Below are 14642 nucleotides of genomic sequence, written 5' to 3' on the forward strand. Positions count from 1 at the left end.
ACGTTGATCACCATCGCGCCCAGCCCCGCTGACCGCACACAACGAGAGCACCGCGAACACAAGGCCCGTCGGCACAACATCGACCAGGTCAACGCCCTCAAGACCCCGTTCGACACCAGCCACCTAGAGCGGTAGCCCCCACATGCGCGGTCAGCGCCGGTCAGCCGCTATTAACGGGCTACCGAAACCGCATCCGACCCGCCCCTGTGCAGAGACAGGAACAGGCGGGGCGAGCGGGCGGGGCGGCCAATCAGGCGGGCACTGTCCAAAGGAGATCAAGAACGGTCTTCAGTAGTGGAGACCGCGCACGGTCACCAACCCAGCCGAGGGGAGGTGAACCCCATCCCATGACCGACCGGGACAACACGACAGCGGCAGGAGGTGATCCAACCCGAGACGACTACTTCACCGAGGAGGAACGAGCAGGCCTGGAGCACTGGCGCGCGATAGTCGCCGACATGCCGCCGATGACGCAGGATGAGATCGAGCGAGTAGCCGCGATCTTCCGGCGGACCGACGCACGCCGCAACACCAAGTAGCGTTCCGTTGTTGTGGGATCACCAGGTCACCGGAAGCTCGGCGACGCCACCGGTGAGGGTGGTCCGCACCGCGAGCTGGTCGAGGTCCTTGGCGAGCCGCAGGCCGGGGAGGCGGCGGGCCAGAGTGGCGAAGACGACGCGCAACTCCGTGCGGGCGAGGCTCGCGCCGATGCAGAAGCGCGCGCCGTGGCCGAACCCGAGATGGGTCCGTTCCGGACGATCGGGGTCGAAGGCCTCGGTGTTCTTCGCGGTGGCGCACCTGCTCAACCTCGAGGTCGACCTGCTGTTCTTCGACACCACCTCCACCTACTTCGAACGCGACACCGAAGAGGACGGCCAGGGCGCGTTCCGCCGCTACGGCAAGTCCAAGGACCACCGCGACGACCTGCCGCAGATCGTCATCGGCCTGGCCGTGACGAAGGAAGGCATCCCGGTGCGGGTGTGGTGCTGGCCGGGCAACACCAACGACCAGGCCGTGCTGGCCGAGGTCAAGGACGACATGCGGCACTGGAAACTCGGCCGGGTGATCACCGTGGTCGACCGCGGCTTCTCCAGCGCGGACAACCTGGCCTACCTGCGCAGGGCCGGTGGGCACTACATCGCCGGCATGCGCATGCGCGACGGCGGCGAACTCGCCGAGCAGGCGCTGGCCCGCCAGGGCCGCTACCAGCAGGTGCGGGACAACCTGCGGGTCAAAGAGATCCGCGTCGACGGCGCCGCGGACACCAGGTTCATCATCTGCCACAACCCCGAACAAGCCGACCGCGACAAGACCCAGCGGGAACAGGCCATCGCCCGCATCGAAGCCGAGCTCGAACGCATTGCCGCGCAACGACAACGAGAGCAGCGACGAGCCAGGACGGGCAGCGACAAGGCCAAGCAAAAGGCCGAGGCCGCGCATGTCCGTGCCGAGTGCGCCCTGCGCGACCACCCCACGCTCAAGCGGTGGATCCGCCAACATGCAAGCGGCCGTCTGGCCATCGACCGCGCCAAGGCCAAAGCCGAGCAGCGGCTGGACGGCAAGTACCTGCTGGCCACCTCGGACCCCGACATCACCGCCGAGGACGCGGCCCTGGGCTACAAGAACCTGCTCGAAGCCGAGCGCGGGTTCCGCGACTTCAAGTCCGAACTGCTGCTGCGGCCGGTGTTCCACCGGCTCGAGCACCGCATCCGCGCCCACGTCCTGATCTGCTGGCTGGTGCTGCTGCTCACCCGCGTCGCCGAACTGTCCTGCCACCAAAGCTGGCGCACCATCAGCCGCGAAACCGGCCGTCTCAAGCAGGTCACCCTCGCCGGCCAGGCCGGCACGATCACCCAAACCACCCCGGTCCGCGCCGGCCAGCAGGCCATCTACCAGGCGTTATCCATCACACCGCCGCCCCGGATCTCCGCATTCGACCCCAGCTGAACCGAGCCCCGCAAACACCGAACGAGCGTAGACACACGCCCTCCTCGCCCCCGCACACGTTTCCCCAGCTCAGACCGCAAATCCGCGAGCACGTGTTACTACCAACTGCGGAAGCCGGGCATCCACGCCGCGGTTGCCGGTCCGCGCCGGGCGGCACGCCACGCCGTCAGCACCGGCTCGATCAACGCCCACCGGACATCCGACAGGTCACTGGGGTACGCACGGCGAGACTCACAGTTGATCAACTTTAGCGTGATCGCCAAACGGACAAGCCACCCCAAACCAAGATCAGATGCCCTCTCAGTGCATTGGCCAACAGACCGACCGCTATCCAACGTAAGAACGCGATCATTTCAGATCCGCTTGCTGGTCAACCGGGGGAGCTGGTCGACCAGCAAGCGTCAACGCGCGGCTGACAGTTGCTGGGTCACCCACGCCGCCACATGGGCGCGTGACCGGAGGCTTAGCTTGGTGCGCACGTGATCGAGGTGACTTTCGACTGTGCGCTCCGAGATCCTCAGTTGCCGAGCGATTTCGACGTTGGTCTTGCCGTGTGCGACGAGGGTGGCCACTTGTTGCTCGCGTTCGGTGATCGAACCAAGCGTGATCTGCGGTGCCTCGCTTGGCGGACGCTGACGTACAGCAAGGTCGACGACGGTATGGGCATCCGACAAGCGTCGACCCTGATCCAAGTGGTGGTCAACGTCGAAGGAGGGCATCCGGGAACGGAAGGCGGCGAGTTCGGCCTCGACGTACTTCGCCCAGTTCACGTCGCACATTGCGTCGTTGGCCCGTCTCAACCGTTCCGCCGCGCCGAGCAGTCGCAGCCCGTGCTCGACGCGGCCCGTGCGCAGGCCGACGAGCCCACTACCTTCGATCAGGTAGGGCGTCTGGACGGACGTCGGATCGGCCTTTGTCAAGCCGGTTGTGAAGTAACGCCTTGCGTTCGAATAGTCACCACGCCGCAGATACAACGCGCCGGCGGTATGCCACAAGGAAGCTCGTTTGCTGAGCTCGGGAATGCTCTCGTAGAGCGGCAAGATCTCGGCGAGCGTTTCTTCACCGGTGTCCAGGTCGTCAGCGAGGATCGATGACCAGGCGAGGTTGTGGCCGCACAGGGCGATGCTTTGAGGATCTCCGACCAAGCGGATCAGGTCGAGACACTCCGCGAAGCGGATCAGGGCGTTCTGGTAGTCCTCGAGTTCTTGGTAGGCATAGGCGAGCCCGGTGAGCGCCTGGCAACGCAGCAGTAGGTTCACCTGCTTAGCCACCTCCGCGCTCTGCTGCCCGAGCTCCAGGGCGCGCTTGCGGTTGCCCTGCCATGCCGCACTCCACGTGGCCTCGTTCAGGGCGACGACTCGATGGGGTGGCGGGGCGTTCTTGACCCTCAAGGAGGCTTCCAGCAGCTCATGCACCTTGGCGACGACACCCTGCGACGTGCGACATCTGGCGAGCGCGCCCGCCAGGAGCGGTTCCCGGCCGTCGTTTCGTCCTCTGAGGTGGTCGACGGCCTTCTGAAGGTTGTCCTGCTCGGCGAGCAGCCGGTCGACCAGCTTGCGGGAAGGGGTGAAGCACTCGGTCAGTGGGGCCGCGATCGCGGTCAGTGCACTGACAAGATGTTCGACCGCATCTGGTAGTTCTCCGAACTCGATTAATCGCTCGTGAGCGTAAGCGCGAACTGACTCCCATTGTCTGAATCTTGGCAGGCCAGAGGCGTCTGGTGCAGTCGCGAGCAAAGACTTGGATTCGAGGCTGGAGATCAGTTCGATGACCGGGAGTTCGAGATCAGCTGACACCGCAGTGGCGAGTTCGACGTCGAATCCGCCGGGCAGTACGGACAGCCTTCGCAGGAGCACCTGCTCGTTGTCGTTCAGGAGGCTGTAGCTCCAGTCGATCGCGGCGTACAAGCTGTGGTGCTTGGCGTCGGCACTGCGTGCGCCGGAGGTGAGGAGATCGAACCGGTTATTGAGTCGATCGACGATGTAGTCGAGCGGGAACAGTCGAACGAGCCTGGCACCCAGTTCGATCGCGAGCGGAAGACGGTCCAGCCGATCACAGATCGATTTCACGAACTCACGGTTGCCGTCGTGGAGCGTGAGAGCGGGTGCGGCGTTGAGGGCACGGTCAGTGAAGAGCTGCATCGCGTCCTCGACGGCGAGGGGACCTATGGAGAAGACCTTTTCGCCGGGCAGCCGCAGTGTCTCCCTGCTGGTGGTGAGGATCCGGATCTGAGGACAGTGGTGGAGCAGCGTGTCGACCAGCTCGCTGCAGGTGTCGACGAGGTGTTCGCAGTTGTCCAAGATCAGCAGTGCGTTCTTGTCGTGCAGCACTTGGGGCAGGGAGTCCGAGACCGTGTTGTCCAGTCGATCGGCCGCCCGCACGGTCAACGCAACCGCTTGTGCTACGAGGTCAGGATCAGTGATCTTGCTGAGTTCGATCAGATGGACTCCGTCTGGGAACATCTGTGCCGCTGAGGTTGCAAACTCCGTTGCCGCCCTCGTCTTGCCGGCACCTGCTGGGCCGAACAGGGTGATCAAACGGTGCTGCCGGAAGTATCTGTTGAGCGTTGCGAGCTCTTCGTCTCTCCCGATGAAACTGTCCAATGCCTGCCATCGCGCGGCGTTCGGAACACGGATTGGTTCGGGTCGCTCGTCACTAGTCAGCCGAGCACGCTGCCGATAGGCCTTCTGTCTGCACGCGTTTGAGCAGTAAATGCGCTTCAATCGCGACCTGCGTGTACACGGAATCTCCACCGAACACAGGACACACGTCAGTGCAGACGACACTGCGCGGGTACTCCCCTCTCGCGTGGCTGCTGGACTTTCGCGGGGTGATGCGAGCGCGGCGCTGCCCATGCGAGCCCACGGCCGAAACGGACAGGACGAGTCCAATTGGCCGTAGCGGCCGCGTTAAGCATGGCATTGCTGCTGTCAAGGGCGCGTTAGAAGCGGTCTGGCGCATCACGGCCGCCAGGCGACTGTCGGTCACGCCTCGTCGGATCGTGCAGGTTGTATGCCGACGCGCAGCAACTCACATGCCATATGGGAAGGAGTACGGTCAGTGTCTGTCAAAGAATCTCATCTCCACTCATTGTCTTGCGCGGTCAATCCGAGACCTGACGCTCCTTGGATATGGCGTTGAAATCGGTTGCACGTTACAAGTGAGCGCATCCCCGCTCTAGGTGCTTCACTAGAATGGAGTAGTGATCGATTGGGGTCAAACGATACAAGCGTTACGGCGAAGTGGCACCTCAGGGCACATATGTGAGCACCTCTCAGGTGAGGCGAAGGCGACCGATTGAGACGCTGTGGCCGTAGTCGTGTTGGTGGGTGAGCGGCTCTTCGCCCTTCGGCCATTTAGTCAAAAGATTTCGCTTTGTCGCGATGTGTATTTCTATACAGTCGATCGAGTGGGTGCTTCTATCGTCCGGTCCACTTCTATTGTGATTCCAACCCCGCCCCCGTTGACATCTGGAGTTTCACTTGCGGCTCCCAGCGATCGCGTAAGCGACAGTTCCCGTGAGCAAGAGCACCAGTGCCGTGAGACGCGCCGACGCCACGGTGGGGTGTTGCGCGAGCCAGGTCAGCACCTCCTGGTACCAGGAGGTGCTGATTGGTCCGCCGATCATGATGGTGGGCGCTGCCCAGGCGACCGGCGCCATCCAGGCGCGCGATGCCCCCAGCGTGGCGGCACCGAATGCGACGAGCCCGCCGAGGCCAGCGGCGTCACGGACGATGAGGGCCACGCCGGCGAACGAATCACCGAGCAGGGGCGTGGCGGCGAGAAGTCCGCCGATCACCGTCGCCGCGGCGACGACGTGGATGACACGCCGCGGTCGCTACGCAATCGCGGCGGTGCGTCGAGGTCGACGTCAGGCCCGGTCCAACTGTGCAGATGCCCACCACCGCCGCCAGCACCGTGAGCATCAGAGTCAACTGCGGATCCTTCACGGCGAGGCTGAGCGCACCCAGGCCCTCCGTGCTGACCATGGCGGTGGCGACAGCAGCAGGCACCCGCCGGGAGCGAAAGTAGAGCGTCGCGAACCTCACTTGGCTGCACCTCACTTGGCCAGTACGTCGAGGAGATCGCTGCCGTCACACGTGGCCGCAGCCGCACGCATCGCGACGACGCGGGAACGCTGCTCGTCGGCCGACAGGGCTTGCAGGGCCGCATAGCTCTTCAGGACCAGCTCTCCGCTGGTGGATGGCGGGGGAGCGCCGAGCAGCCAAGCGCCCACGACCGTCCGTGCGGCGTGGTGCCGCACATGAACGTTTCGATCTGGCTGAGCGAGGATGTAAGCGCACGGCCGAGTGCCCGCTCCGTCCACGAGTTGCGCGCGTAACTCGCCGCTCGTCATGGCCAGGCGGCCACGCGAGTCAACTTCGACGTCCATCGGCAGTACGCCGGGTTGTGCGCTCTGAGCACGGGTGTCCTGCCACGGCACGGTCGCCTCGACCGCCGACGTCGGTCCGTCGGGAAGCTTCGCCGCCAAGACACTCAGCGCATCACGCGCCGGGGTGCGTACGTCCGGCAGTGTTGACTCGTGAACCTTACTGACGCATATCATCGGCTCGTCCTGGGTGCAGACCAGGGCAACTGCGTCCTGGTCGGGCACAGCGATGTCCTCGCGCTCTCCCGGAAGGATTGTGAGCGTCGCGAGTAGACCCAGCAGCGTCGGTGCTGCGGCCAGGATCCGCCGCTGTGGACCTGATGCGCCAACCAGCACCAACGCGGCTGCGGTCAGTGCCGCAAGCCACACGAACTGGCCGATGTGGACTGAGGGGGAGATTTTCGAGAAATCATCGCTGGGCCGAGACAACATCAGTGTGAGTGGCGCGGCCTTCCCCTCGCCGGGCAACAACCGGAGGAACGCGGTCAGACCGACGACGATCAAGACAGGAGCGGTGAACGGAGAAGGGGACAACACGCCGATCGCGAACCCGAGCCACACGGCGGTGACCATGGCGAGAGTTCCGATGGCCACCACCAGCGCGATTGCGGACGTGAAATATGTGGCGACGCCTGCCACTTGTGCCGCTGCAGCAGCGAACATCGCCAGATAGCCGACACAGGCCGCGATCCCGAGAGCGCTGGCTGTGGGGATGACTCGCCGCCAGCGCGGCCGTGCTGTCGACGCGAACAACTCACCGACCTTCGACAGGCTTTCCCGACGTGCCTGCCACGCGCCGGCACCAAGTCCGAACGGCAACAAGATGAAGAGGTACTCCCGTTGCCACAGGGCCGCCGTCATCCACCTGCCGCCCCAGCCCCGCAACGTCGCGTACATCATCGCCGCGCCAAGTCCGCCGATGAGCGCTGCGAGCGGCAGCGCCGTTGATCGGCGGAATTCAACCTTCAGGATCCGGGCCGTCATCGTGCACCACCGGCCTGCGCACGATGACGCTGCAGCAGTGCGGAGTAGCCGCGTTCGGCCGGGCTGTCCCCGGTTCCTTCGGCACCCCAGACCTCCAAATCGGATGGCGCACCTTGAAAGACCATCTGGCCTTGGTCGACGAGCAGGACGTCGGTGCAGGCCGCGACGACGTCCTCAACCAGGTGGGTGGAGACGAGCACACAGGTGTCACGGCCGACATCGCGCAGCAGAGCTCGAAACGCGAGACGTTGCTCCGGATCCAGCCCCACGGTGGGCTCATCGAGCAGAAGGATCTGAGGGTCGTTGACGATCGCCTGCGCGATACCCGCCCGACGCAGCATGCCGCCCGACAAGGTCTTCATCCTGTCGTCAGCCCGGTCTGCGAGACCCACTCGTTCGACAACACGCTGAACCGCACCCGGCACGTCTCGGGCGGGCATCTCCTTGAGCCACGCCATGTACTCGACGAACTCCCGTACCGTGAATCGCGGGTAGAATCCGAACTCCTGCGGCAGGTAGCCGATGTCCCGGCGAACCTGCCGCATGTCGGTCCGGCTGTCGATCCGCTGACCGAGCAGCATCAATTCGCCACCCGCCGGGCGCAGCACGGTGGCCAGCGCCCGCATCATCGTCGTCTTGCCGGCGCCGTTGGGCCCGAGCAGCCCGTGCACGCCCTTGCCGAGCGACAGGTCCAATCCGTTGACGGCCATTCGCTTGCCAGTCCTGACCATCAGCCTGTTGGCTGAGATCTCCGCGCCGTACGTTGTCGGAGCGATCTCTGCAGCATTCACCGCACGCACCATGAAACTCCTTGTCTGGACGGCGGGTCAGCGCGGCGCCGGGAAGGACATCTTGATGTCACGGCACGCGTCGAAGATCGTAGTGGCAGCCGAGGTCTTCTGCGCGGGGTCGGGCTTGCCCGCGAAGTTCTGTTCGACGTAGGCGATGTATTGGCCCAGTCCCTCCTTGAGCGTGTCGTGGCTGAGCTGCTCCTTGCGAGCCTCGGCGTCCGTCGCCCAGTTCTTCGCAGCGTCCGCATCGGACAGTGCGCCACCTGCCGTCACCACCGTCTGGGCGGTGGCGCAGTCTGCGTCCGAGGCGTACGTGATCTGGGTCAACGCCACGGCCCAAACCACGTACCCGAGGACGAGTGCGCCAACGAGGATTCCAGCGATGATGCCGATGCGACGGCCGATGCTCTTGGTCTGTGTCATGTCCAGCTGGACGCGGCGGTCCAAGATCAGGTTCTCATCGTGATGTGACCTGCGCCACTATTGATCGCTCGGAAGCTCGGTCAGCGCACGCCGTCGCGTCATCAGCACGGCGACGCCCACAACTACCGCCGCGGCCCACACCGGCGTGCTGGCCGGTTCGAAGGCAACTGGCAGCTCCCTAGTGACGAGGGTGGGCGCGACCACCGCCGCTGTCCAAACCAGACCCAGGCCCAACGCGGCGCGTGTCAACCCGAAGACCGAGCCGAGCGCCAATGTGCTGGCTGTGAATGCCAGGCACGGCACGAGCCACCGGACCGGCGATGCACCGGCCACCAGTCCTCCCACCGTCAACACCGGCATGACTACCGCGAGTACGACGAGGGTGCGCCGGAGCATCAACTCCAACCCGGCACGCGGGGTGGCAGCCGTCAGCTCGAACGCCGGATCGCGTCCCTGGCTCCAGGCTGCCGCCACGCTCGCCAGCGGTGTCACCGGAGCGAGCAGCAGCAGGTGCGGCGGGCGGTGCGAGCCGGCCAGGACGTCCAGAGCGACGGCGATGAACAACACCGTGACCGTCATGACGAGCCAGGGCGCCAGCGTTGGTGGCGCCCAGCGTGCCGCGCGCCACCGGCCGGAGGCGGGAGCGGGCTCGTCGTCCAGCCTCAGCCGTACCTGCGCGAGCAATGCATCTGCCCCGCCAGCCCGGCCGCGCACCGCGACTCCGATGCGATCACGACAGCCGCGGCAGGTTTCGAGGTGAGCTTCGAGCGCCCACACGACGTCCGCGGCGAGGCGGCCGTCACCCTCGACGTATCGCTCGAGGAGCTCCTGCGTCGCGTGCTCCGGTGTCATGACAACGCCTCTCGCATTGCGATGCGCGCCCGCCGCGCGCGTGTCTTCACGGTACCTTCGGGCACGCCGAGCAGCACCGACGTCTGCCGGACGCTCAATCCGTCCAGCACCATGGCCTGCAGCACCTGCAGCACCTGCAGCACCTGCAGCACCTGCAGCACCTGCAGCACCTGCAGCACCTGCGGCAGTTCAGGCGCCAGTCGGCGCAGAGCTTGCTCCATCTCCGCCGCCATCATGGACCCGAGCACTTCCTCCTCGGCGGCGGGAGCGACGGCGGTGGTGGCAAAAGCCGACACCTCCGCGTGCTTGGCACGTCGCCGGAAGGCGTCCACGAGCCGGTTCGCGGCGACGGTCCACAGCCAGCCGATCGCGCTCCCGTCGACGGCGCATCCGGCGAACGAACCGGCCGCGCGCCAGACCGCCAGGTACGTTTCCTGCAGCACCTCGGCAACGATCTCGTCGTCGGCGCATCGTCGCCGCAGCCGGGTCACCAGCCACGGGGAAGTGCGGCGGTACAGTTCGTCGAAGGCTCGCCGATCCCCTCGGGCGACACGACGAACCAGCTCGGACTCGTCAACATCCCCAACGTCCTTCTTGAGCCACTTCACGCACTGCCAAACGCGGCCCTTCCCACAGCCGGTTCATTCTGATTGTTGTGTGACCTGAGGCCCGCTGTCGTGGGATGGCTGCGGCCGTCGCCATCGCAACCGGCGTGACGGAGGGCGCCGTAGTGGTCCGGGAACCGAGCAGATATCGCTGACCAGCACTGATGTATCAGTCGGTGGGGCGTGGGTCGTCGAACTCGTTGCGAGGCTGTGCCGCTGGCGAGCGACCACGCTGGTGTCAGGGCGCGCCCGGCGTGTAGTCCCGGCCGTGCTGGGCGGCTCCACACCTCAGCGTCAACGTGGCAGGAAAGTCGGGGAGGTGTGTGGGGTCAGCCGGATCGGCACGGCGAGTCCGCCGAGGGATCGCCCGCCGGGTTCGCGTCGTCGGTGACGTAGGCCTGGTCGGTGCCCGGCAGCCACTGGCTCAGCGACGTCGTGGCGGGGAAATCCGTACTGCGATGTCGTCGCAGTCGCCACGGAAACCGAGGTCAACCCGGCTGCAGCAGACCGGCGGCGCTGCGAAACCTTGTCCGCACAACGGCATCGCAAGGCCGAGACGATCCGCCGGGTCGGCAGTGGGCGGTGACGATGGTCGTTCCTCCTGGAACGTCCTGTCGAAAGTCTGTTGCTCGGATGTTGTGAGTGGAGGGCGACCTGTGCCTGGGGCTGGCTCATCGCGTCGCGCAGCGGTTGTTGAGCTGAGCCGCACTGGTTCCGTACGCCTGGGCATCCGCATCACTCAGTATTGCCGTGCAATCCCGTGGTGCTCGGCTTCTTGTCGTCCCATGGCCCGGTGTTGTCGTTGAGCGCACGCTGTCCGATCACCTTGCGTTCAACGCAAAGGCGATGTGTCGAAGATGGGACATCAGCATCCCCGTGCGCTCGAGCTCGCCATCGCTCGCTCACTGAGCCTCGAGGCGGATCCAGCCTCGACGCCGCTTTCGCATGATCAGCAACAAGATCAGGGCCGTCGCGGCCACCGACGCGGGTGCAAGGATGTTCTTCACGGAGCGACTCCTCGTTGGTGGGTTCAACATCTAGCACGATCTGGCCACGCCATTGAGTTCATTTGTCGGTACGTCGAACCCGTGTAGCGAGTTGTGGCGGGCATGAGGGCCTCCGCTTACGCGCGAAGGAAGTACGCGGTGGGGTGCCGTCGGCGTCAAGCGAGATCCGGTGCTCGGGCAGGGGGGTGATCATGTGCGGAGTATAGGTCGTCGAGCTGGTATTGCCCTCGGGTCCTTCGCATCCGGTCGTCGGGTGAGACGAGCGTCCACTATGGACTGTTTGAGGGACGGAGTTGCGATGCCGGAGTTGCCATCGGATCGGGAGCCCTGGTTCCTCAGAACTTATGAACCATGCAGGCGTCCTGCTTCGTGTCATGAGAAATCGCACCGTTCCAGTCAGTGGCAACGACGCGTGACCAGATGGCACGAAGAATCGGCAGGATCGCTTGATAGGGAAGGACAATGATGCCTGCACTCACTCGGAGGAGCGTCATCAGCGCGTTGGGTAGCATCGCGGCAGGGGCGGCGGCAGCGGCGGTGGGAGCGGTTGTGACGCCCCGCAGTCAGATCGCGAGTCCTCCTCTGGGTTCCGATCGATTCGCTGTCATGGCGATCTCTCGCGCAGAGTGGGGAGCCGATGAGTCTCTCCGCTTCGGCGAGGATGGCGCGGAGCGCTTTCCAGTCGAGTCGTTCCCGGTGCAGTCGGTAGTTGTGCACCACTCCGCGATTCCCGTCAGCAAGGATCCGGCGGCGGGCCTGCGGGCGATCTACTTCGACCATGCGGTCAACCAGGGTCTCGGCGACGTCGGCTACCACGTGCTCATCGATCCAGGGGGCCGGATCTATGAGGGGCGGTGGTCCGGCGAGAACGGGTTCACGCTCCTGTCTCCCGGTCAGAAGGCCGGAGGGAAACCAATGCTGTCCAGCGGGGCGCATGTTGGTGGCTTCAACGCGGGAAACGTCGGCGTGTGCCTCATGGGGGAGTTCACCTCAACCATGCCTTCGCAGGCGGCCATCGACTCCCTGGTCTCCGTACTCGCGGCTCTCGCGTCTGTCTGCGATCTCGACCCGCTTGGCCGGACCAACTACGTCAACCCGATCTCGGGTGACAAGCGCATGGTCGACACGATCTCAGGGCACCGGGATTGGCTCGCGACCGGATGTCCTGGCGATCAGTTCTACCTCAGCATGCCGTCGATCCGCAGCGGGGTCTCGAAGCTGTTGTCCGCCAGACCTTTGTGATGTCCAGGCGCTCCTGGCTTCTCGGCATCACGATCCTGCCGCGCTCTGAACGCCAACCGCGCCCACGCCCGCCTACGCGGACCCGGCGAACGCGCCAACGCCCAACTCAAGACCTGACGCATCCTGCGCAAGCTCCGCAGCTGCCCCCGCCGCGCCGGCCGACTGGCCAAAGCCATCCACGTCCTACAGAACCACGAGGTCACGGCAGGATGAAAAGGCTCACTGTTCCATCCGTCGGTTGGTCTCGATGGCCAGGTGCAGGCTGTGGTTGTCGCAGACGATCGTGGTTCGCGCGCTCGATCAACGATACGTGGGGCTGACGATTTCGCAGATCGGCATCTTCTTGGTGCTGAACGCCGTCATGACAAAGGTCGATGCCGCGAAGGTGATCACCAACCGCAGTTGGTCCAGAGCTGGCCCAGTTCGGCCGCGGCGACCATGGTCGTGGCACCGGCAGTCAGGACGGCGATCCCGGCGTTGCCGTTGCTGATGACCGGCAAGCTGTGGTGATCATGTCCTGCTGTCTGGTCACCCGACCATCGTCACCGCGGTTCTCGTGCAGCACGACGAGATCGCGCTGGATGGTTCCGGACTGGCATGCGCCGTCGTGCCTCGTGCACGACCTGCTCGGCGACGGGATTGGGCGGCGTTAGAGCGGCCCTGTCCAGGGCAACATGCGCCTGCATATCACCATTTGCGCAAACGATGTTATCTGCATATTGCATTTTTCGTGCAAGGGAAAAATGTACACACTTCCGTTGGGAGTAAATGATATGCCCAGCCTAATCTTCAGTGTGAGTTTCCTATTTAAAATCTCCTCCAGGGCGTTCTTGGTCGGCGTCTTTGTCGGCTTCATTCTTGCGTTGTGAGGTCCGAGGTTCAGGAAGGTTGACTTGGATTAGAACGAACGAGGGGGCAAGGTTGGCTTTCCTGCTGGTACCTGCCGTGCTCGGAGGCCTGGTTGCTGGGGACGCGTGGTTCGCACTGGCACGCCATCACATCGGTGTTGTCCGCGCGGCGCTGGTCGCTGCCGCGACTTGTCTGACGCTGGCACTCGCGTGGTGGATCATGATCTGGTTCGCATCAATGAGGTGATCTCACCAACAGAGATTCCTGCGTTGAAGACGTGGCGCCGTCGCGGGAGCACTCGGCCGCGCGCTGCGGCGCGCTACAGAGACCTGGAGGAAGAAGGGCGGGGAGCTCCTGGTAGGACCGGATTTGCGAAGATCGAATCCGGACCAGGGAAGCTCCCCGTGATCACCTATCGTGCCCCGCGAACTGGCCCAGTACCCGGCCGCCTGCTCTACGCCGACCGCCGCGACCGCGATACCCGCGCGGGTAACACGGCCGACTCACCTGAAACTCGTTGAGATCACGTCAATGGGCGTGATTGCTGCCATTCCGGCGTACAGGGTGACCTGTTCCCGGATCGGTGGTGGTAAGGCGTGCTGGCTGCCCTTGGTGCAAGTCTTGTGGTCAACACCGGTACGAGCATCTGGCTTGACATCGCCCTTGACGCGATGGATTGATGTCGCGTAATTGCCGTCGAGTGATTGACAGTTTTACGGTAGCCACAGACCTTGAAGGTTTAAGGTCTGGCGTGTCGTAACGGTCATCGTGGATTGCCGGTTGGACACTTGATGGGTGCGATATGGCGACGGTGGCGGGCAGAATCAGGCCGGCAGGCAGCGACGGGAACAGGTTCGCCGGAAGGCCGCCGAGTTGTTCGAGGCGGGGGTCTCCGCGGTTGAGGTCGCCGCGCGGTTGGAGGTGTCGACGAAGTCGGCGTATGCCTGGCGGCGCGCGTGGGTCGCTGGTGGGCCGGATGCCTTGAAGTCCAAGGGGTCTGTCGGGGCGTCGGCGAAGCTGAACGCCAGGCAGGTGGAGCGGTTGCGGCAACGGTTGGAGGCTGGGCCGGCGGCCTCGGGGTATACCGAGGATCAGCGGTGGACCCTGGCCAGGGTCGTGAAGCTGATCGCCACCCTGTTTCACGTCCGGTACAGCCTCAAGGGTGCCTCGTTGCTGCTGCATCGGATGGGCTGGACCCCGCAGATGCCCAAACATCAGGCTGCTGAACGCGACGAGGACGCGATCCGGCGGTGGCGCCGCCATCAATGGCCGGCGGCAAAAGGGTCGCGCGTAGGCTGGGCGCCTGGCTCTGCTTCGCCGACGAGGCAGGACAAACGCTGAGACCAGCCAAGGCCCGAACCTGGGCCCCGCGTGGCCAGACCCCTGTCGTGAAGGTCACCGCGAAAGGATCAGGGCGCATCTCGATCGCCGGGCTGACGTGCTACCGGCCTGGGCAACGCAGCAGGCTCATCTACCGTGCGATGATCCACAAAGGACGTAAAGGAGAGAAGAAGGGCTTCCGCGAGCCCGACTTCGCCGACCTGCTCGACGC

12 protein-coding genes and 2 pseudogenes are annotated in these 14642 nt (G+C 64.8%); 5 read left to right on the plus strand and 9 right to left on the minus strand.

Annotated elements, in window-relative coordinates:
• Positions 1-347: 347 nt before the first annotated feature.
• On the plus strand, positions 348-539 hold the full coding sequence (locus FKR81_RS42360; RefSeq protein ID WP_146361146.1) for a hypothetical protein: 192 nt from the start codon (positions 348-350) through the stop codon (positions 537-539).
• A gap of 18 nt (positions 540-557) precedes the next feature.
• On the opposite strand, the pseudogene FKR81_RS42365 reads toward FKR81_RS42360, so the two are convergent.
• Positions 558-782: pseudogene (locus FKR81_RS42365) on the minus strand (cytochrome P450); the annotation flags it as partial.
• Between FKR81_RS42365 and FKR81_RS42370 the strand changes: the two are divergent.
• Positions 709-1947 carry an IS1634 family transposase gene (locus FKR81_RS42370; RefSeq protein ID WP_146361148.1) on the plus strand — a complete coding sequence of 413 codons (1239 nt, stop codon included), beginning with the start codon at positions 709-711 and terminating at the stop codon, positions 1945-1947. The pseudogene FKR81_RS42365 and the gene FKR81_RS42370 sit on opposite strands and share 74 nt — an antisense overlap.
• Positions 1948-2348: 401 nt before the next feature.
• Here the strand turns inward: FKR81_RS42370 and FKR81_RS42380 are convergent, their stop codons facing one another.
• From FKR81_RS42380 to FKR81_RS44210, 8 genes are all read right to left on the minus strand, one after another.
• Positions 2349-4550, minus strand: a complete 2202-nt coding sequence (locus FKR81_RS42380) for an ATP-binding protein (protein ID WP_186763509.1) — start codon at positions 4548-4550, stop codon at positions 2349-2351.
• An 875-nt stretch (positions 4551-5425) separates the two neighbouring features.
• Positions 5426-5746 (minus strand): hypothetical protein, encoded by a 321-nt coding sequence (locus FKR81_RS42385; RefSeq protein ID WP_146361152.1) that lies wholly within the window; start codon positions 5744-5746, stop codon positions 5426-5428.
• A gap of 261 nt (positions 5747-6007) precedes the next feature.
• Positions 6008-7321 (minus strand): hypothetical protein, encoded by a 1314-nt coding sequence (locus tag FKR81_RS42390; RefSeq protein ID WP_146361154.1) that lies wholly within the window; start codon positions 7319-7321, stop codon positions 6008-6010.
• Positions 7318-8121, minus strand: coding sequence for an ABC transporter ATP-binding protein (locus tag FKR81_RS42395; RefSeq protein ID WP_222598614.1), 804 nt, complete (start codon positions 8119-8121; stop codon positions 7318-7320). The genes FKR81_RS42390 and FKR81_RS42395 overlap by 4 nt, the downstream gene beginning before the upstream one ends.
• 27 nt (positions 8122-8148) lie before the next feature.
• The gene (locus tag FKR81_RS42400; protein WP_146361158.1) at positions 8149-8535 is read right to left on the minus strand and encodes a hypothetical protein; all 387 of its coding nucleotides are present in this window, start codon (positions 8533-8535) and stop codon (positions 8149-8151) included.
• Between the two features lie 57 nt (positions 8536-8592).
• The gene (locus FKR81_RS42405) at positions 8593-9387 is read right to left on the minus strand and encodes a zf-HC2 domain-containing protein (RefSeq protein WP_146361160.1); all 795 of its coding nucleotides are present in this window, start codon (positions 9385-9387) and stop codon (positions 8593-8595) included.
• The gene (locus tag FKR81_RS42410; RefSeq protein WP_146361162.1) at positions 9384-9995 is read right to left on the minus strand and encodes an RNA polymerase sigma factor; all 612 of its coding nucleotides are present in this window, start codon (positions 9993-9995) and stop codon (positions 9384-9386) included. The genes FKR81_RS42405 and FKR81_RS42410 overlap by 4 nt, the downstream gene beginning before the upstream one ends.
• 1339 nt (positions 9996-11334) lie before the next feature.
• A complete protein-coding gene (locus FKR81_RS44210) occupies positions 11335-11478 on the minus strand; it encodes a hypothetical protein (RefSeq protein WP_186763510.1) in 144 nt (47 codons plus the stop codon).
• Between the two features lie 127 nt (positions 11479-11605).
• On the opposite strand from FKR81_RS44210, the gene FKR81_RS42415 reads away from it, so the two are divergent.
• From FKR81_RS42415 to FKR81_RS42425, 3 genes and pseudogenes are all read left to right on the plus strand, one after another.
• The gene (locus FKR81_RS42415) at positions 11606-12241 is read left to right on the plus strand and encodes a peptidoglycan recognition protein family protein (RefSeq protein ID WP_186763511.1); all 636 of its coding nucleotides are present in this window, start codon (positions 11606-11608) and stop codon (positions 12239-12241) included.
• 48 nt (positions 12242-12289) lie between these two features.
• Positions 12290-12454 (plus strand): annotated as a pseudogene (locus FKR81_RS42420) (IS5/IS1182 family transposase); the annotation flags it as partial.
• Positions 12455-13885: 1431 nt separating this feature from the next.
• Positions 13886-14431, plus strand: a complete 546-nt coding sequence (locus tag FKR81_RS42425) for a winged helix-turn-helix domain-containing protein (RefSeq protein ID WP_146361166.1) — start codon at positions 13886-13888, stop codon at positions 14429-14431.
• The last annotated feature ends 211 nt before the right edge of the window (positions 14432-14642 follow it).

It is taken from the genome of Lentzea tibetensis, from assembly GCF_007845675.1.
Lineage (GTDB): Bacteria > Actinomycetota > Actinomycetes > Mycobacteriales > Pseudonocardiaceae > Lentzea > Lentzea tibetensis.